Raw genomic sequence first — 18,851 nt, forward strand, 5'->3', positions numbered from 1 at the left:
AGCGGGGTGCAAAGCACGCAGACGGGCCGATCTGCGGAACCCGTACCCGGCCCGGCGGGACGCCCGGTTCGGCAGTCGTTCCCGAGCGGCACGACGCCCGTCCTCGGCCCACCTCGGACGGGACGCCGTGTCGGGCGCTCCGCTCAGCCGGTGCGCCACTTCTGGTTGGCGGTGCCGCCGCACTCCCAGAGTTGCAACCGCGCGCCGTCGTTGCCGTTCCAGTCCTTGATGTCGACACACTTGTTGGCCTGCGGGTTGACCAGGTCCCCGGCGGCGGACAACACGAACTGCTGCGCGGCGTTGCCGCTACAGGTGGCGATCTGGATGACCGCGCCGTTGTCCCGGGACCCCCAGGCGACATCCATGCACATGTTGTTCTGCGTGCGCAGGCTACCGCCGGTGAAGGTCCAGCTCTGTGCCGCCGTGCCGTTGCAGTTCCAGGTCTGGAGGGGAACCCCGTCGGAGAAGTTCGAGTTCGGCACGTCGACGCACGTGTTGTTCCAGTTGCTGATGATCCGGGTCCCGGTCCCGCCGCCGGTGGTGACCAGGTTCAGCCCGTAGACGCCGAGGATCTCGTTGACCGGCTGGAACCACATGGTGCCGCCGGAGGTGCAGTTGCCCGATCCGCCCGAGGTCACCCCCTGTGCCTGGTCGCCGGAGAGCCAGGCGCCGCCGGAGTCGCCCCCCTCGGCGCAGGCGTTGCTGCGGCTGAGCCCGTAGACCGCGCCCTGCGCGTAGTTGACCGTCTCCTCCCGACCCAGGAGGGTGCCGCAGCGCCAGCCGGTCGTCCGTCCCGACCGGCATACCGAGCTGCCGATCACCGCGTCCCGGGAGCCGGCGACGGGAGCATTGCCCCCGGCGTAGTTGTTCACCCAGGGGCGTGGCGTCCAGTCTCCGTTGGTGCGGACCCAGGCGTAGTCGTTGCCGGGGAACGACGAGCCGGCGAAGGTGCCCTGCGCCACGTTGTCGTACCCCCGGGTGGGGCTGCCGGTGGCCCCGCAGTGTCCGGCGGTGACGAAGCCGCCCGCGACGGCGAAGCCGACCGAGCAGAGCACGCTGCCGTTGATGACGAACTGGTCGCCACCTCGGATGTCGTACATCGGGCGCGGCGCGTCCGGAGCCGTCGCGTAGCGGACGAGCCCGCCGGCGAGGCCGCTGCCGCCGACGAACGCGCGGGCGGTGCGCTCCTGGCCCGGCGCGACCCGCACCACGACCTCGTTGGCGGCGGCGTCGACGTACCAGCCGCGCACGGCGGCGCCGGGCGGATGGCTGCGTGCCCGCCGATCCAGTGTGGTCAGTGCGGAGGTGAGACTCGTGAGCGCCCGGGGGACGAGCCGGGGCCGGGCCCCCTCGGCCCGTACCGCCGCGGCGGCGGACGCGTCGGTGACGGCGACCGTGAGGGGGCCGCTCGTGTCCAACCACGAGCCGGCGTACCGGGCGCCGAGGCGGGAGCGCAGCCGTCGGTCGACCACCGCGGCGGCGGCCTCGGCTGTCAGGCGGGCGGTGAGTTGGTCGTCGGTCAGGCGCAGATCGCGGCGCATCGCCTCGGCCATGCCGGCCGGCAGGCCGGACACCTGCGCCTGTGCCCGAGCGGTGGGGGAGGTCTCCGGCGGTGCGGCGGCCGGCATCGGCAGCGCGAGCGTCGCGGCGGTGAGCAGCGCCATTGTTCTGGTCATCGAACTCCTTCCGGTTGGTGCGGCGTCGCGCCGTGCCTCCGGGCGCGAGAGAGCGCTCTCAGAGTGAAACCGTAAACAACCTTTGTCAATAGATGTGCCTCGATCGAAGTGGCGCGGGGGACGCTGCCGGGGAGTCAGCGCCCCGGCTTGGTCAGGGCGCCCAGGGCGTCGTGACGTTCCAGGTGCTGTCCGCGGCCCACAGCGCGGGTGAGTTCCACGCCTCGCCGCCCGCGCCGTTGCTCAGCCAGACCTCGGAGTCGTAGTGCCGCAGGTACCTGCCGCGGAAGTTGTAGGACTCCAACGAGACGCCGCTTCCGGTGACCCCGACCCGGGCGCACCAGGTGGCGTCCGCGCGGAGCAGCGCCGAGCCGTCGTTCGGCGAGTTGCGTACGCGCGAGTTCTGGTGCCGGAGGAACTGCCCGGGGAAGTTGACCGACTCGAACGAATAGCACGTTCCGTCGGCCAGACCGGCCCGGACCGTGTAGGTCGCGTCGTTCCTGAGCAGCGCGGAGCTGTTCCCGTCCACGACCTCCGTGTAGGCGAGGCTGTCCCGGTGCCGCAGGTACCGGTTGGTGAGTCCGGGGGTGGTGACCTGAAAGGATCGGCGGGTGTTCAGCGGCAGCGCCACCGGCGCCGAGCTGCCGACGGATCTCGACGCGTTGATGAGGGACAGGTTGGCGGCCCGTACCCGGGCCTGGTCCATCTTGACCACCTGCCGGTCGTAGGTGAGGAATCCGTTCAGCTCACCCTCCTGGTCGGCGATCTCGGTGTAGACCGAGGCGCTCAGTCCCTTGCCGAGCATGAGGTTCTGGGTGCCCTGCACGAGTCCGACGTAGCGGTCGGTCAGCGCCGTGGAGTTCGGTTGCCACTCGTACGCGAAGAAGGCGCCGTTCGGGCTCCACTCGTGTCCGGGCGCGCGCAGGCCCAGGCCGCCGAACTCGCCGAGCACGGCGATCCGGCTGCTCGACGGCACCGGCGAGTCCGGCCCCAGGTAGACGTGCCAGTCGTCGATGTCGCCGTTGCCGGGGTCGCCCAACGACTGGCAGCAGTTGTAACCGCTGTGCGCGTTGACGAGGCGGGTCGGGTCCTGGTTCTTCACGTTCTGGGCGACCCGGCGGGTGTCGGCCAGCGCACGCTCCCCCCACCCCTCGTTGTAGACGGTGTAGGTGACGACGGCCGGCGAGCTGCGGTGCTCGTCCACGATCTCGCGGGCCTCGGCTTCGAGCTGCGCCTGCTGCGCGTCGGTCGCGTCGATGTCCTGCGCGGTCAGTGACGGGACGTCCTGCCACACCAGCAGACCGAGCCGGTCGGCGTGGTAGAACCAGCGCTGCGGTTCGACCTTGATGTGCTTGCGCACCATGTTGAAGCCGAGGTCCTTGTGCTTCTGCAGGTCGAAGGCGAGCGCGGCGTCGGTGGGCGCGGTGTAGAGCCCGTCCGGCCAGAACCCCTGGTCCAGCGTGCCGGTCTGGAAGACGAACTGGCCGTTGAGCTTCGGCCGCAGGACGCCGTTGACCACGCCGGTGCTGATCTCGCGCATGCCGAAGTAGTGCGTGGTCCGGTCGACCTGACCGCCCGCCGCGTCGCGCAGGGTGATCCGCAGGTGGTAGAGGAACGGGTCGTCGGGGGACCAGCGACGGGCGTTCGGCACGGGCACCGTGAACTCGGTGAAGCCGCCGGTCGCGGAGCCGACCACGGTGGAACCGTCGAGCGCCTCGGCCACGACGCGGTGCCCGCTGACGTCCCCGCGGGTGAAGACCCGCACGCGGAGGGTGTTGTCGGCCAGGCGTGGGTAGAGGTCGACGCTGCTGATCGACGCCGCCGGCACCGGTTCCAGCCACACCGTCTGCCAGATGCCCGAGCTCGGCGTGTAGAAGATGCCGCCGGGTTGCTTGGTCTGCTTGCCGATCGGCGGCAGACTGCCGCTCTGCCGGCTGTCCGTCGGGTCCCACACCTTCACCACGATCTCGTTCGCGCCGCTGCGCAACTGCGCGGTGACGTCGAAGGTGAAGGCGTCGTAGCCGCCGGTGTGGCCGCCGACCGCGACGCCGTTGACCCAGACGGTGGTCTGCCAGTCGACGGCGCCGAAGTGCAGCAGGACGCGGCGTCCGCCCCAGTTCGGGGGCACCGTCACGACCCGCCGGTAGAACAGGTGGTTGCGGTTGTCGCCGGCGGACCGTTGCACTCCGGAGAGGGCGCTCTCCACCGGGAACGGCACGTTGATCCGCTCGGGCAGGTCGGTGCCGAACTGCGGGGCGTCGTCCGTGGCGGACTGGCGTAGCTGCCACTCGCCGTTCAGGTTGAGCCAGTCCGGCCGGGTCATCTGCGGTCGCGGGTAGTCCGGCAGCGGCACGCCGTCGAGGGCCTGGGCGGTCCAGGGAGTGGTCAGCGGCGGGTTCTTGGCCGGCACGGCGTGCGCCGGCGCGGCCGGCGCGGTGAGCAGGCCGGCGACCAGCGTGAGAACGGCCAGCAGGGGCGCGGCGAGGCGGACGGGATCGGGACGTGTCATGCCGTCTCCATCGGGCGGGCCGTCAGGGCCGAGCTGCGCCGCCGGCGGCTGGCGGTGGGTGCCCGGCGGCCGATCAGGTCAGGCCCGGTCCCGACATCGTTATAGAGCCCTCACGGGCCGCCCGTCAATCCTCATCCATCGATATGTCACATCGCGTCATCCATGGGGCCGGCAACCGGTCTCAGGTGGTCAGGGGCGTGAGGAACACGGTGGCGGTGCAACTGATCGCGCCGACGTTGGTCACGGTCAGGGCGAGCTGGCGTTGGGTGGTGCCGTCCGGGTTGACCCGCTGGACGTACCAGGTGCGGGTGATCTCCATCTGGCACGGGTCGGTGAGCTGCGCGCCCCAGGGCGACAGGCCGATCAAATGCACGGCGGTGAGCGGGTTGGCGTTGTTCCAGGTCCAGGTGGAGGAGCCGGCCGGGGCGAGGGTGCCCACGTACCAGGTGGTCGGCACGGAAAGCTGCGCCAGGCGGACCTGCGCACCGCAGGTGACCGCGCCGATGTTGCGTACCACGAAGGCGAACTTGCGGACCGCGCCGGCCTCCTGGAGGTACCAGGTCCGGGTGATCTCGAGCTGGCAGGCGGCTGCTCCGCTCGCGCCGGTCGGGCTCAACCCGAGCAGGTAGGAGACGGTCGGCGACACCTGCTCGACCCACCGGTAGTTGCCGGTGGCGCCCGGGGCGAGTGGCGCGATGGTCCAGTCGTACGTGGCGGGTTGGGCGGACAGCAGGACCGTCGCCCCGCAGGTGACGGCGCCGTTGTTGCGGATCTGGAAGTGGAAGCGTCGTTCCCCGCCCGGCTGTTGGGAGTACCAGCGGCGGGTCACCTCGAACTGGCACGGCAGGGCGGCGCTCGCGCCGGTGGGGGAGAAGCCCACCTGGTAGGCCACGGTGAGCGGGTTGGCGTTGTTCCACACCCAGCCCTGGGTGTCGCCCGGGGCCACCTGCCCCGTCGACCACGAGGCCGCCAGGGCGGCGCGGTTGGCGGAGGCGTCGGTGCCGGCGGACACCGTCCCCGGTGGGGCCGGCACGACCCGCTCGGATCGGGTGCCGCCGGCGCGGGAACCGTCGGGCGGAACCGCCGCGGCGGGGACGGCCGAGCCGGCGAGCATCAGCAGCACCAGCATCGCGCCGAGGCGTACCCGTGGCGTCGTTCCTCGCATCTGCCGCCCCCACTCGATGTGCGTCACGATCGATCCTCACGATCGCACGCCCGCCCGGCCGATCATGCGACCGACCGGGACGGATAGCTGACACCGTGGCGTGGAGGCGGCTCACGCCGGTGACCGCGCCGCCGTGCCTCCGGGGGCCTGGACAACTTCAGTTAACAAACCTAATAATTAGCCTCCCGTCGATACCCCTCGACCGGGCACCCCTCGGGAGGACCGGATGGCGCGCAGATTCCGAACACCGTTCCTGGCGGCCCTGGCGGCCCTGGTCGCCGCCGCCGCGGCGACCCTGACCCTCGCCGATCCGGCCCTGGCCGCCGGTCCGACGGCCACGTTCACCAGGACCTCCGACTGGGGTACCGGCTGGGAGGGTCGATACACCATCACCAACGGCGGCTCGGTCCCGATCACCGGCTGGCAGGTCGCCTTCACGCTGCCGGCGGGCACCACGCTCGGCTCGTACTGGGACGCCACGGTCACCAGCGTGGGACAGCGGCACACCTTCACCAACCGCTCCTGGAACGGCACCCTGTCCCCCGGCGCGTCGGTGTCGTTCGGGTTCCTGGCCACCGGCTCCGGCTCGCCCGGCGACTGCACGCTCAACGGCGCGCCGTGCGGAGGTGGCGCGCCGCCCACCACGGCACCCCCCACCACCGCCCCGCCCACCACCGCCCCGCCCACCACCGCGCCGCCCACCACACCGCCACCGACCACGGCACCGCCCACCACCGCGCCGCCGACCAGCCCGCCGAACACCGGGCTGCCGCGGCACGCCCTGATCGGCTACCTGCACGCCAGCTTCGCCAACGGCGCCGGGTACCTGCGGATGGCCGACGTGCCCGCGGACTGGGACATCGTCAACCTCGCCTTCGGTGAGCCCACCTCCGTCACCTCCGGCGACATCCGCTTCCAGCTCTGCCCGGTCGCCGAATGCCCCACCGTGGAGACCGAGGCCCAGTTCATCGCCGCGATCCGCGCCAAACAGCAGCAGGGCAAGAAGGTGCTGCTGTCCATCGGGGGCCAGAACGGGCAGGTGCAACTCACCACGACCGCCGCCCGGGACACCTTCGTCCGCTCGGTGTCGGCCATCATCGACCGGTACGGCCTCGACGGCCTGGACATCGACTTCGAGGGCCACTCCCTCTACCTCGACCCCGGCGACACCGACTTCCGCAACCCGACCACGCCGGTCGTGGTGAACCTGATCTCGGCGATCCGCGCCCTCAAGCAGCGCTACGGGAGCGGCTTCGTGCTCACCATGGCTCCGGAGACGTTCTTCGTGCAGCTCGGCTACCAGTTCTACGGCTCAGGCCCCTGGGGCGGCCAGGACCCCAGGGCCGGGTCCTACCTGCCGGTGATCCACGCGCTACGCGACATCCTCACCGTCCTGCACGTCCAGGACTACAACTCCGGTCCCATCGTCGGGCTCGACGGCCAGTACCACACGATGGGCGGCGCCGACTTCCACATCGCGATGACGGACATGCTGCTGGCCGGCTTCCCGGTCGCCGGGAACGCCAACGCCGTCTTCCCCGCGCTGCGCGAGGACCAGGTCGCGTTCGGCGCGCCCTCCTCCACCAGCGCCGGCAACGGCTACCTCGCCCCCGCCGGCGTGCAACAGGCGGTCACCTGCCTCGTGCGGGGTCAGAACTGCGGCGGATACAGCCCCCGCAGCGGCACCAACCCCAACTTCCGCGGCCTCATGACCTGGTCCATCAACTGGGACCGGTTCTACTCCTGGGAGTTCCGGCTCAACCACGGCCCGTTCCTCAAGGCGTTGCCCTGACGCGAGCGCGCCCGACCGGCCGGACCCGCCGCCCGCCGGCGGCCCGTACCGGTGGCGCGGCCCGGTCCGTCCGGACCGGGCCGCGCCACGACCCGGTGGGCCGGGTCTGCCGGTGTGCCAGATCCGCAGCCGTGCCCTCGTCCGGGCGAAGCCGCCGGCGCGGGGTGGCAACGAGCGGACCTGGCTCCACGCGTTCCTCGACGAGCGGGTCGTCGGTCAGGCCGGCACGTCGCCGGCCGTCCAGCAGGACGAGTGGCCGTGGCAGCCGGTGTAACCGGCGAGCGCCTGGTGCAGCGCGGCCAGCCGCGAGGCGGGAAGGTCGCCGGCGAGGTTGGTGAGCTGGTCGGGGTCGGTCGTGCGGTCGTAGTACTCGCGCTCACCGTTCGCGTACTCCACGTAGGTGTAGGTCGCGGTCCGCAGCGCGTTGTAGGTGGTCGGGCTCCCGTTGCGTTGGTCCTGGGCGTCCGGGTCGTCGGCGGCCTGCTGGGGTCCGTGGTGCTCGACGAGCGCTCCGTCGCGCCAGTTCGGGGCCGCGTCACCCTGGACGAGACCGAGCAGGCTGCGGCCGTCGACGTCCGCGCCGACGTCCGCGCCGGCGATCCGCTGGAAGGTCGGCGCCAGGTCGATGTTCTGGACGACCTCCGGCCGGGTCCGGCCCCGGCTGACGCCGGGACCGACGATGACGAGCGGTACGCGTACGTCGGTGTCGAAGGCGGTCTGCTTGCCGCCGGTGAGCCGGTACTCGCCCATGTGGAAGCCGTTGTCGGAGCTGAACACCAGGTAGGTGTTGTCGGCGACGCCGCTGACCGTCAACTGCTCGCGGAGGTTGGCGATGAGCCGGTCCACCGCCTGCACCGCCTGCGCACGCTTGCGGAAGTTGCGGTCCAGGGTGTCCTTCTCGGTGGCGGTCAGGGGTCCGTTGCCGGCCAGCCAGGAGGGCGCCTGGCGGGGCAGGCGGTCGTAGGCCGGGCCGCGTGGGGCGGTGAGACCGGGGAACTTGTCGAGGTCCTGGTCGGCCGGGGTGAACGGGCTGTGCGGTGCGAACGTCGAGACCTCCAGCAGGAACGGTGTCCCGGCCGCCGCGGCGCGCTGGATGAAGGATCTGCCCTTCCGGGCCAGCACGTTGGTGAGGTAGTCGGCGGGTGCGTCGCCGTAGTGCCTGATCACATGGTTCTCGTTGAGGTCGTAGTTGTACTCGGGGTAGCCGTTCCCCGCTCCGTACCACTCGGACCAGCCCGGCGGGACGTAGGGCTGGGTCCCGCCCTGGGTGTCGGCCGGTTGGTAGCCGTTGAGGTACTTGCCCATGAACGCCGTGGTGTAGCCCCGGCCCTGCACGGCGGTGGCGAAGGTGCGGTTCTCGTTCCCCCGGCTCTTGAAGACCGCGAATCCGCCGTCGCTGCCGCCGTTGGTGAACACGCCGGTGTCGTGGGGGAAGTTGCCGGTCAGGATGGACGAGCGGGAGGGGCAGCAGAGCGAGTCCGTCACGGTGTAGTTGGTGAACGTCACGCCCTCTGCCTGCAACTGCCGTACCTGCGACAGGTACGGCACGAGGTTCCAGGCCAGATCGTCGGTGAGCACGAAGACGATGTTGGGCGGAGCGGCGGCGGGCTCGGGCGCGGGTTCCGCGCCCCGTGCGGGTGCCCAGGCGGCGACGGCTGCCAGCGTGACGACGGACATCGCGGCGAGGCGGCTCCGGAGAGTGGTCGGCATGGGGGCGAGCCTGCCTGATATCGACCGGCATCTCATTAACGGGTGGTAATGATCCGGTCAACGTGCCCGCGGCGCACGCGGTGACGACGAGGGTCGGCGAGCTTGGCACCTCTCGACAAAAAATTCAAGGTGGTCTAACTCTGGACCTTTACTGTTAACACTCCTAATAATTGGCTCCTCGGTTCCGTCCCCTCCGGAAGGCCCACCCCCATGCGCCGCCCCGCCGTCCTCGCCCTGGCCGCCGTCCTGGCCGCCGGCGGCACCACCGTCTATCTGGCGTCGTCCGCCTCCGCGGCCGCCGCCTGCTACCCGACCTGGTCGTCGTCCGCCGTGTACGTCGGCGGCGGTCAGGCCTCCTACCAGGGCGTCAACTACCAGGCCAAGTGGTGGACCCAGAACGAGAACCCGGCCACGCACAGCGGCCAGTGGGACGTCTGGGCCAACCAGGGCGCCTGCGGCGGCACCACGCCGCCGACCACGTCACCCCCGACCACGACACCGCCGCCCACCACCCGACCCCCGACCACCCCGCCGCCCACGACCACCCCGCCACCCACCACGCCTCCGCCGACCGGCAACGGTCAGCTCCCGAAGCACTTCCTCACCGGGTACTGGCAGAACTTCGACAACCCGGCCCAGGAGATCCGGCTCCGTGACGTGCCGGCCAACTACGACCTGGTCGCGGTCGCGTTCGCCGACGCGACGAGCACACCGGGCGCGGTGTCCTTCGGCATCGACGCGGGCCTGAGCGCCTCGCTCGGCGGCTACACCAACGCCGACTTCAAGAACGACGTCGCCACCCTGCACGCGCGGGGCAAGAAGGTCGTCATCTCGGTCGGCGGCGAGCGCGGCACCATCTCGGTCGCCAGTTCCAGTGCCGCCACGAACTTCGCCAACTCGATCGTCGGCCTCATCGGAACCTACGGGTTCGACGGCGTCGACATCGACCTGGAGAACGGCGTCAACGCGACGTACATGGCCCAGGCGCTGCGCGACATCCGCAACCGGACGAGCGCCAACCTGATCATCACGATGGCGCCGCAGACGATCGACATGCAGAGCACCGGCGGCCAGTACTTCCAGCTGGCGCTGAACATCAAGGACATCCTGACCGTCGTCCACACCCAGTTCTACAACTCCGGCGCGATGCTCGGCTGCGACAACACCGCCGCGTACAGCCAGGGGTCGGTCAACTTCCTCGTGGCGCTCGCCTGCATCCAGCTCGAGAACGGGCTCCGGCCGGACCAGGTGTCCCTCGGGCTGCCGGCCGCGCCGAGCGCGGCCGGTGGCGGCTACGTCAACCCCTCCGTGGTCAACCAGGCCCTCGACTGCCTCGCCCGCGGCACCAACTGCGGCTCCGTCAAGCCGCCGCGCACCTACCCCGGAATCCGTGGCGCCATGACCTGGTCGATCAACTGGGACGTCACCAACGGCAACGGATTCGCCAACACCGTCCGCCCGCACCTCACCACCTTGCCCTGACCCCCCCGCAGGAGCGTGTCATGAAACTCAGGCAGAAGATCCTGGCTCTGGCCGCCGTCACGGTCACCGCCACCGCGATCGCGATCGTCCCCATGTCCACGTCGAGCGCGGCCGTGGCCTGCTACCCGGCCTGGTCCGCGTCCGCCGTGTACGTCGGCGGCGGTCAGGCGTCCTACCAGGGCGTCAACTACCAGGCCAAGTGGTGGACCCAGAACGAGAACCCGGCCACCCACAGCGGGCAGTGGGACGTCTGGGCCAACCAGGGCGCCTGCGGCGGCGGCACCACCCCGACCACCCCGCCGCCCACCGGCCCGACCAACCCGCCGCCGGCCGGCAAGATGGCCGCGTCGCCCTACGTCTACCCCGGCTGGGGCAACCCGCCGGCGCCCTCGACCATCACCGCTCAGGGCGTCCGCGCGTTCACCGTCGCGTTCGTGCTGGCCAACGGCTGCAACCCGGTCTGGGACGGTGAGGGCGGCCTGACCGGCGGCGTCCACGAGTCCTGGATCAACCAGGCCAAGGCGGCCGGCGCGACGATCGTCCCGTCGATCGGCGGCTGGCAGGGCAACAAGCTCGGCCCGAACTGCGCCACCCCGGAGGCCCTCGCCGGGGCGTACCAGAAGGTCATCAACACCTTCGGTCTCAAGGCCATCGACATCGACATCGAGAACTACGACGAGTTCGAGAACTACGTGGTCGCCGACCGCATCGTGAGCGCGCTGGGCATCATCAAGCGCAACAACCCGGGCGTCACCACGATCCTCACCTTCGGGACGACCACGAGTGGCCCCAACACGCACGGCGTCCGGCTGATCAACCAGGCCCGGGCGCTGAACGCCAACGTGGACGTCTTCACCATCATGCCGTTCGACTTCGGCGGCGGCAGCGACATGTACACCAGCACCCGCAACGCCGCGGAGGGCCTGAAGAACCAACTGAAGTCCACGTTCGGCTGGAACGACCAGACCGCCTACGCCCACATGGGCATCTCCGGCATGAACGGCCTGTCCGACCAGCAGGAGGTCACCACCCCGGAGACCTGGACGCGGATCCGTGACTACGCCAGGAGCAGCGGCCTCGCCCGATTCACCTTCTGGGCGGTGAACCGCGATCGCGGCTGCGCCGGCGGGGGCGTGGTCTCCACCTGCAGCGGCATCGCCCAGAGCGACTGGGAGTTCAGCCGCATCTCCGCCGGCTTCTAGGCCCGGAGGTCTCCGGTGGACGGTTCAGCGACCAGGCGGAACCCGAAACCGGAGACCTCACCCGCCGGTTGCGGACCCCGGTGAGGGGATCACCGCCTCCGACCAGCGGCGTCACTTTTCTGGGGTATCGAAGCGTGTGACCGTGTGCCACGATCGCTGTCGAACCCGCTCAGGGCGCCGCGCAGGTCTCACGACGGTGGTGCGAGCCGTGGCTGACGTAGTGAAGGGCCGATGGACAACCGGTATCAGTACTACCGGATCGCTGATCCGACCTTCTACGACCGACCCGGTGCGGACGGCGGCCCCCGGCGGGACCGCTTCGGGACGGACCTGCGGGCCGGGCCGGGATGGGACCTGTCGACCCGGGACGGGTGGACGATGGTGACGCCGCCACGGGGCCTCGTCGCGACGCAGGGTTGGAAGATCCACGTGTCCGCGACGCTGGACAACGCCCGACGGATTCTCGACACCGTCTCGACGTACTGCCAGCAGGCGCAACTCGCGTACAAATTCCTCAGCACCGAACTCGATCTGACGCTGCGCAACTCGAAGTACGCGGACCGGGCCGCCAGCGGCAAGTTCATCACGATCTACCCCGAGGACACCGACGAGTTGGAGGCCGCGCTCCGCCGGCTCGGCGCGCGGCTCGACGGGGAACCCGGCCCGTACATCCTCAGCGATCTGCGGTGGGACCGGGGCCCACTGTTCGTGCGCTTCGGCGGGTTCGCGCCCCGCCGGGTCACGACGGCCGACGGCTCGCGGGTTCTCGCGGTGCGGCAGCCGGACGGCACGCTCGTGCCCGACCGGCGGGAACCCTCCTTCTCGGTGCCCGCCTGGGTCGACGTCCCGGCCTTCCTCCGGCCGGCGGTCCAGGAGCGCGGCCGGCAGCAGACGCGACCCGAGGAGTTCCCGTACGAGATCGAGGGTGTGCTGCACTTCTCCAACGGCGGCGGCGTCTATCGGGCCCGGGACGTCAGAACGGACCGGGTGGTCGTGCTGCGGGAGGGCCGACCGCACGCCGGCATCGACGGCCTCGGCCGGGACGCGGTGCACCGACTCGACTGCGAGGCCGACATGTTGGCCCGGCTGCGCGGGCTGCCCTGCGTCCCGGCCCTGTACGAGAAGTTCACCTGCTGGGAGCACGTGTTCCTCGCCGAGGAGTTCATCGAGGGGCGGACGCTCGGTCGCGAGTTCAGCGCGCGGTACCCGCTCACCCGGGCGGGCGCCGGTCCGGACGAGATCCGGGACTACGTCCGGTGGGCGCTCGACGTGCTGGGGAAGGTGGGCGACGTCCTCGCGGACCTGCACGGTCGCGGGGTCGTCTTCGGCGACCTGCATCCGCACAACGTCATGGTGCAGCCGGACGGCGCGGTCCGGCTCATCGACTTCGAGCTCGCCACCGGGGTGGACGACAGCGCCCGGCCCGCGATGGGCGCGCCCGGCTACGTCGCCGCGGACGGTCGCACCGGAGTCGCCGCGGACCGGTACGCGTTGGGGTGCCTGCAACTGTCGATGTTCCTTCCGCTGACCGCCGTGTTGCCGCTCGCGCCGGGCAAGGCCGCGCAACTCGTCACCGCGGCGATGCGGCGCTTCGACCTTCCCGCCGGGTTCGGGCCCGAGGTGGTGGCCAACCTCGGCCTGGCCGGGGACGACCAGGGTGCGGTGTCCGCCGCGTCGCCGGACCTGGTCCCCGGTGACCTGGACACGCCGGAGGTGCCGTTCACCCGCGTCCGCGCCGCCCTGGCGACCGGCATTCTCGCCACCGCCACCCCCGGGCGGCGGGACCGGTTGTTCCCGGGGGACATCGAGCAGTTCCAGGTCGGCGGTCTCGGGCTGGCCTACGGCGCGGCGGGTGTGCTGCACGTCCTGGACCGGACGGGGGCCGGACGGTTTCCCGAGCACGAGGAGTGGCTCGTACGCCGGGTGCAGGACGAGCGGGGCGCGCTGGCGCCGGGCTTCTACGACGGTCTGCACGGCGTGTGCCACGTCCTCGACGGGCTGGGCCGGCACGAGGAAGCGTTGACCCTGCTCGACCGCGCGCCCCGGGCCGCCGGGCTGGATCTGCTGTCCAGTCACCTGTTCGACGGGCTCGCCGGCATCGGTCTCAACTATCTGCACTTCGCCACCGCGACCGGTGACCGGAGCTGGACGACCGCCGCGCTGGACATCGCGTCGAGGCTTGAGGACCGCGACGCGGGCCGGGCCGCCGCCGGCAACCGTCCGGCCGCCGGCCTCCTGCGGGGAGCCAGCGGCGTCGCGCTGTTGTCGGTCAGGTTGTTCGAGGCGACCGGTGACCGCGCCCACCTGGAGTCGGCGGAGCGCTGGTTGCGGCACGACCTGGGCCGCTGCGTCCTGATGCCGGACGGGTCGCGTCAGGTGGACGACGGGTGGCGCGTGTTGCCCTACCTCGCCGCCGGCAGCGCCGGCATCGCGATGGTGCTGCGGGAGTTTCTCCGGCACCGGCCGAGTGACGAGCTGGGGACGGTGCTCGGCGAGTTGACCCGCGCGGCGTGTGCCGAGTTCACCGTCCAGTCCGGCCTGTTCAACGGGCGGGCCGGACTGCTCGCCCTGTTGCTCGGCCTGGACCGGTCCGACGTTCCCGTCGTCGCCGCGGACGGCGGCGGCATGACCGTCGCCGACCTCGTCCGTCGGCACGTGGCCGCGCTCTCCTGGCACGCCGTGGCCTATCGCGGTGGTCTCGCCTTCCCCGGGGACCAGCTCGAACGGCTCTCCACCGATCTGGCCACCGGCGCGGCGGGCGTCCTCCTCGTGCTCTGGGCCGCCGCGCGGCGTGCACCTGTCCCCGTCCTGCCGTTTCTCGGCGGGACGGTGCCGCGACGAGAGCGGAGGGGGGTGATGAGATGAACTTTCTGTTGAACCTGCAGGGCGTCACTGTCGAGCAGGAGCCCGCGCCCGAGGCGCCCACCAGCACCTTCAGTTACTTCTACTGCCGGGACTACAGCACGTACAGCGTGTGGGTCGGCTGCGGCGACTAGCCGCCCCGTCCGGGTCCACGCCCGGCTACCGGCTCCCGGGGACGACCGTCGCACGGGTCGCCCCGGGAGCCGTTGCCGTCGCTGTCGCCTGACCGCCAGTGTCCGGGCACGGACAGTGCACGCGTGCCGGCGTCCGGGCCGGTCGATGATGGGTCCGTCGACGTGCCGCCGAAACGGGCCGGCGGGCGTGGCACTCCGGCAGGAGGATGGACATGTCGTTCGAGGTCGACTTCAACTGGGCGTCGCAGGCCGTCATCGAGACGGTGGCGGTGCCGTTCCCGTCCCTGGAGACGCCACCGGACGTGGTCGTCGCCGATCCTCCGGTCCCGCAGTTGGCCTTCCAGCAGTCCGGTCCGGTCACGGTCACGATGCTCGGCTGTGGCCGGTGGAACCGGGACACCAGCTACCGGTTCAACGCCGGCTGCAACCCGGAGCCGCACCACGCGGCGCAGGTGGGGGAGGTGGGGGTGCTCTCCGCAGCCGAGGCGCAACGGTTGGAGACGTGGTTCCTGCAGCGCTATCCGAACTCCAACCCCGCCGTGCTCAAGAACGGCGGGAAGTGGAATCTCGTCCTCACCCGCAACGGCGCGGTGTTCAACTTCCACGTCGCCGTCCAGCCGGGCTAGCCGCGACGCGGCGGGGGCGCGGGCCGGCCCGGCCGGCCCGCGCCCCCGCCGGTCACCGGTACACGCGCACGTAGTCGACGAGCATCCGCGCCGGGAACGGCGTCGACGCGTCCGGCGGGCCGGGCCAGTCGCCGCCCACGGCCAGGTTGAGGATCAGATAGAAGGGGTGGTCGAACACCCACGGGCCGCGGGTCGTCTCCACCGTCTCCTTGCTGGCGTAGAACACCTGCGTGCCGTCGACGAGGAAGCGCATGCCCCGGCTGTCCCACTCGACCGCGTAGACGTGGAAGTCGGCGGACAGGTCGACCGTCCAGACGTGCTCCTGGCCGTAGCCGCCCCCACCGTTGTAGGCGGGCGCGTGCAGCGTGGTGTAGCTGCGGTAGGTGTCGCGGCCGAGAATCTCCATGATGTCGATCTCGCCGTTGTACGGCCACGGCCGGCCGGTGAGGAAGTCGCCGCCCATCATCCAGAACGCCGGCCAGAGGCCGTTGCCCCGGGGCACCCTGATCCGCGCCTCGATCCGGCCGTACTGCACCTGGAACTTCGTGCCGGTGTTCATCCGGTGCGAGGTGTAGGCGCGTCCGCCGGCGTTCTCCCGCCGGGCCTCCATGACGAGTTGGCCGGCGCCGTTCATCGCCGCGTTGGCGTTGTCGGTGTAGTACTGCGACTCGTTGTTCTGCCCGGTGCCCGGGTCGACGGTCCACTTCGCCGCGTCCGGCCGGGCGCCGGCCGGTCCGTCGAACTCGTCGGCGAAGACGAGGGTGGTGGCCGGGAACGTGGGGTCGGCGGGCCGGGCCGGGGGAGCGGTCGGGGCGCCTCCGGTGCCGTACACCTGGAACTCCCACAGCGAGTACCCGTAGCCGTTGCTGCGCGCGGTGCCGTACATCCGCACGTAGCGGCCGGTGCCGGTGACGGTGAGGTCCTGCCGGAAGCCCGGGTTGCTCGTGGTGCGGTAGACGGTGGTCCAGGTGGTCGCGTCCGTCGAGGTCTGGATCTGGTACGCGGTGGCGTAGGCCGCGTCCCACTGGAGGACCACCCGGTGTACGGTCGCGGTGGCCCCGAGGTCGACGTAGATCCAACCCGGGTCGACCCAGCCGGTGGTCGGGCTCGTCGCCCAGCGCGAGGCCGGGTCCAGGTCGAACGCCCGCGCCGGCGAGCACTGCCAGCAGGCGCCGTCGTCCTGGTGGGACGAGGCGACCGCCGGCCTGCCGTAGGACAGCAGCACGTCGCCGCCGGACGGTGGCGGCGTCGTCGGTGTCGTCGGGGTCGCTCCGGTGGTGCGGACCGCGAGTTCCCAGAGCGAGTAGCCGTACGCCGTGGCCCGCGCGGTGCCGAGGACCCGCAGGTAGCGGCCGGAACCGGTCACGGTGAGCTGTTGGCCGCCGCCGGTGCCGGTGGTGGTGGCGTAGACGGTGGTCCAGGTGGCGCCGTCGGTGGAGAGCTGGATCTGGTACGCCGTCGCGTAGGCCGCCTCCCAGGTGAGGTCGACCCGGCAGACGGCGCGCTCGACGCCGAGGTCGACGCGCAGCCACTGCGGGTCGGCGGCGGCGCTGGACCAGCGGGTGCCGGGGTTGCCGTCCACCGCCGCCGAGGCGGGCAGCGCGGCGTTCTCGGTCGACGAGGCGGTGGCCGGGCGGTTCGACGCGGCGTTGCCGGTGGTGTCGCACCCGGTGGCGGCGCGCGTGCCGTACACCTGGAACTCCCAGAGCGAGACCCCGTACGCGGTGCCCCGGGCGGTGGTGGTGACCCGCACGTACCGTCCGGTGCCGGCGACCGCGAGCGTGTCGACGCCGCCGTCGCCGCCGGTGACGGCGCGCAGCGTCGTCCAGGTCGCGCCGTCGGCGGAGACCTGCACCTGGTAGGCGGTGGCGTAGGCGGTCTCCCAGGCGAGCACCACCTGGCTGACGGTCGCGGCGGCGCCCAGGTCGACGCTGAGCCACTGCGGGTCGGCGGCGGCGCTGGACCACCGGGTGCCGGAGTCGCCGTCCACCGCCGCCGAGGCGGGGAAGGCGGCGCTCTGCGTGGACGAGGCGGTGACCGGGCGGCCCTGGGACAGCAGCGGGTCGGCGCCCTGGGCCGGACCGGCGGCGAGGCCGGTCAGGGTGGCGACGAGCGTCGCCGCGAGGGCGGCGGCGGTGAGGCGGCGACGGGTACGCGTCGGCGGGTCGACGGTGCGGACGGGTTGGCGGTTCATGGGCGTCTCCAGGAGCGGGCGGTGGCCGGAGAATGGCTCGCCGGTCGGCCGTGACCAGCGGTGGAGAGCGCTCCCTGGTGACCAGGTTCGGCGCGCGACGGGCGCGTGTCAAGGAAATCCGGCGGTTCCGGAACCACGCCGCCGCCGCGCCATGGCATCGACATCTGTGGTTGCATGTGGGCATGCGTCGCACTCTCGCCCACCTGCTGGCCGTGCTCGTCGCCGCGTCGTGCGTGCTCGTCGCCGCGCCGGCCGGCGCGGCGACCACCGCGCCGTCCCTGGTGCTCGGCACCGACTTCCCGGACCCCGACATCCTCAAGGTCGGCGGCACCTACCACGCCTACTCGACGAACAACGGCAACGGCAACGTGCCGGTCGCCACCGCGTCGGCGCTCACCGGCCCGTGGACCCGACGCGCCGACGCGCTGCCGACGCTCGGCGCCTGGGCCTCCGGCGGCCTCACCTGGGCGCCGGACGTGTCCCGCCGGGCCGACGGCACCTATCTGCTCTATTACACCGCCCGCAGCCGTGCCGCCGGCCGCCAGTGCATCGGCGCGGCCACCTCGACCTCGCCGCTCGGCCCCTTCGCCCCGGTCGGGTCCGGCCCGCTGGTCTGCGACGCCGCCGAGGGCGGTGACATCGACCCGTCCAGCTTCGTCGACACCGACGGCCGGCGCTACCTGCTCTACAAGGACGACGGCAACGCGGTCGGGCAGCCGACGAGCCTGTGGGCGCAGGCGGTCGCCGCCGACGGCGTGACGCTCCAGGGCGGCCGGGCCGAACTGCTGCGCAGTGGCCGCGCCGAGGAGGCGGGCGTCATCGAGGCGCCGGTGCTGACCCGGGTGGGCGCGCACTACGTGCTCTCCTACTCCCTCGGCGGGTACGGCGGCGACGGCTACCAGACCAGCTACGCCAGCGCCACGTCGCTGGCGGGCCCGTACACCAAGGCGTACCGGTCGCTGCTGACCACCGCCAGCCTCGACGGCGCCGTGCGCGGGCCGGGCGGCGCGGACGTGGTGCGCGAGTCCGGCGGCGACCGGCTGGTCTTCCACGGCTGGGTGAACGACTACTCGGCGCGCGGCATGTACGTCGCCGACCTCGGCTGGGCCGGGGACAACCCGGTGGTGCGGGGCAGCCGGGTGCGCTACGAGGCCGAGCGGGGCACGCTCAACCACTGCGCCGTCCGGAGCACCGCGACCGCCTCGCAGGGACAGGTGGCGGCCTACCTCGACTACGCCGACAGCTGGGTCGAGGTCAGCGTCTTCGCGCCGCGCGCCGGCGGCTACACCGCGTACGTCGGCTACTCCGCCGGCTACGGCGACGCCGAGCACACGCTTACCGTCAACGGCGGTGGCGCGCAGGTGGTCGCGTATCCGAACACCGGGTGGGAGACGTGGCGGCAGGTCCGCGCGGACGTGGTGCTGAACGCCGGGTGGAACACGCTGCGCCTGACCCGGCGCAGCCGCTGGGCGGAACTCGACTACCTGGAGATCGCCTGATCG

General features: G+C 71.8%; 12 protein-coding genes. 7 read left to right on the forward strand and 5 right to left on the reverse strand.

Going from position 1 to position 18,851, the window contains the following annotated elements; genetic code table 11:
• Positions 1-143 precede the first annotated feature (143 nt).
• From AB0B02_RS26345 to AB0B02_RS26355, 3 genes are all read right to left on the reverse strand, one after another.
• Positions 144-1,676, reverse strand: coding sequence for a ricin-type beta-trefoil lectin domain protein (locus AB0B02_RS26345; protein ID WP_357304562.1), 1,533 nt, complete (start codon positions 1,674-1,676; stop codon positions 144-146).
• A gap of 151 nt (positions 1,677-1,827) precedes the next feature.
• Complete coding sequence (locus tag AB0B02_RS26350) at positions 1,828-4,182, reverse strand: AbfB domain-containing protein (protein WP_357304564.1); 2,355 nt, start codon at positions 4,180-4,182, stop codon at positions 1,828-1,830.
• A 181-nt stretch (positions 4,183-4,363) separates the two neighbouring features.
• A complete protein-coding gene (locus AB0B02_RS26355) occupies positions 4,364-5,374 on the reverse strand; it encodes a hypothetical protein (protein WP_357304567.1) in 1,011 nt (336 codons plus the stop codon).
• A gap of 199 nt (positions 5,375-5,573) precedes the next feature.
• On the opposite strand from AB0B02_RS26355, the gene AB0B02_RS26360 reads away from it, so the two are divergent.
• Positions 5,574-7,139, forward strand: coding sequence for a cellulose binding domain-containing protein (locus tag AB0B02_RS26360; protein WP_281939116.1), 1,566 nt, complete (start codon positions 5,574-5,576; stop codon positions 7,137-7,139).
• Positions 7,140-7,355: 216 nt separating this feature from the next.
• On the opposite strand, the gene AB0B02_RS26365 is transcribed toward AB0B02_RS26360, so the two are convergent.
• Positions 7,356-8,849, reverse strand: coding sequence for a sulfatase (locus tag AB0B02_RS26365; RefSeq protein WP_281939120.1), 1,494 nt, complete (start codon positions 8,847-8,849; stop codon positions 7,356-7,358).
• Positions 8,850-9,059: 210 nt separating this feature from the next.
• Here AB0B02_RS26365 and AB0B02_RS26370 point away from each other — a divergent pair, with 210 nt between their 5' ends.
• From AB0B02_RS26370 to AB0B02_RS26390, 5 genes are all read left to right on the forward strand, one after another.
• The gene (locus AB0B02_RS26370; protein ID WP_281939122.1) at positions 9,060-10,331 is read left to right on the forward strand and encodes a glycosyl hydrolase family 18 protein; all 1,272 of its coding nucleotides are present in this window, start codon (positions 9,060-9,062) and stop codon (positions 10,329-10,331) included.
• Between the two features lie 20 nt (positions 10,332-10,351).
• Positions 10,352-11,533: a glycosyl hydrolase family 18 protein gene (locus AB0B02_RS26375; protein WP_281939124.1), complete on the forward strand. Its 1,182-nt coding sequence runs from the start codon at positions 10,352-10,354 to the stop codon at positions 11,531-11,533.
• 231 nt (positions 11,534-11,764) lie between these two features.
• Positions 11,765-14,398: a class III lanthionine synthetase LanKC gene (lanKC, locus tag AB0B02_RS26380; protein ID WP_281939126.1), complete on the forward strand. Its 2,634-nt coding sequence runs from the start codon at positions 11,765-11,767 to the stop codon at positions 14,396-14,398.
• Entirely contained in the window at positions 14,395-14,529 is a 135-nt protein-coding gene (locus tag AB0B02_RS26385; protein ID WP_255562982.1) for a hypothetical protein, read from the forward strand. Before lanKC ends, AB0B02_RS26385 begins: the two co-directional genes overlap by 4 nt.
• A gap of 212 nt (positions 14,530-14,741) precedes the next feature.
• Complete coding sequence (locus tag AB0B02_RS26390; protein ID WP_281939131.1) at positions 14,742-15,155, forward strand: hypothetical protein; 414 nt, start codon at positions 14,742-14,744, stop codon at positions 15,153-15,155.
• Between the two features lie 52 nt (positions 15,156-15,207).
• On the opposite strand, the gene AB0B02_RS26395 is transcribed toward AB0B02_RS26390, so the two are convergent.
• Positions 15,208-17,349, reverse strand: coding sequence for a discoidin domain-containing protein (locus AB0B02_RS26395; RefSeq protein ID WP_357304573.1), 2,142 nt, complete (start codon positions 17,347-17,349; stop codon positions 15,208-15,210).
• Between the two features lie 182 nt (positions 17,350-17,531).
• Here AB0B02_RS26395 and AB0B02_RS26400 point away from each other — a divergent pair, with 182 nt between their 5' ends.
• Complete coding sequence (locus AB0B02_RS26400; protein WP_357304576.1) at positions 17,532-18,848, forward strand: family 43 glycosylhydrolase; 1,317 nt, start codon at positions 17,532-17,534, stop codon at positions 18,846-18,848.
• Positions 18,849-18,851: the final 3 nt, after the last annotated feature.

The sequence above is a fragment of the Micromonospora sp. NPDC049240 genome (assembly GCF_040647835.1).
Taxonomy (GTDB): Bacteria; Actinomycetota; Actinomycetes; order Mycobacteriales; family Micromonosporaceae; genus Micromonospora.

Excerpts from the sequence above, each read along its gene's own strand:
- AB0B02_RS26375 (WP_281939124.1), top strand. The coding sequence starts at position 10,352 with ATGAAACTCAGGCAGAAGATCCTGGCTCTGGCCGCCGTCACGGTCACC.
- lanKC (WP_281939126.1), top strand. The coding sequence starts at position 11,765 with ATGGACAACCGGTATCAGTACTACCGGATCGCTGATCCGACCTTCTAC.
- AB0B02_RS26350 (WP_357304564.1), bottom strand. The coding sequence starts at position 4,182 with ATGACACGTCCCGATCCCGTCCGCCTCGCCGCGCCCCTGCTGGCCGTT.
- AB0B02_RS26365 (WP_281939120.1), bottom strand. The coding sequence starts at position 8,849 with ATGCCGACCACTCTCCGGAGCCGCCTCGCCGCGATGTCCGTCGTCACG.
- AB0B02_RS26370 (WP_281939122.1), top strand. The coding sequence starts at position 9,060 with ATGCGCCGCCCCGCCGTCCTCGCCCTGGCCGCCGTCCTGGCCGCCGGC.
- AB0B02_RS26345 (WP_357304562.1), bottom strand. The coding sequence starts at position 1,676 with ATGACCAGAACAATGGCGCTGCTCACCGCCGCGACGCTCGCGCTGCCG.
- AB0B02_RS26360 (WP_281939116.1), top strand. The coding sequence starts at position 5,574 with ATGGCGCGCAGATTCCGAACACCGTTCCTGGCGGCCCTGGCGGCCCTG.
- AB0B02_RS26390 (WP_281939131.1), top strand. The coding sequence starts at position 14,742 with ATGTCGTTCGAGGTCGACTTCAACTGGGCGTCGCAGGCCGTCATCGAG.
- AB0B02_RS26400 (WP_357304576.1), top strand. The coding sequence starts at position 17,532 with ATGCGTCGCACTCTCGCCCACCTGCTGGCCGTGCTCGTCGCCGCGTCG.
- AB0B02_RS26385 (WP_255562982.1), top strand. The coding sequence starts at position 14,395 with ATGAACTTTCTGTTGAACCTGCAGGGCGTCACTGTCGAGCAGGAGCCC.
- AB0B02_RS26395 (WP_357304573.1), bottom strand. The coding sequence starts at position 17,349 with ATGAACCGCCAACCCGTCCGCACCGTCGACCCGCCGACGCGTACCCGT.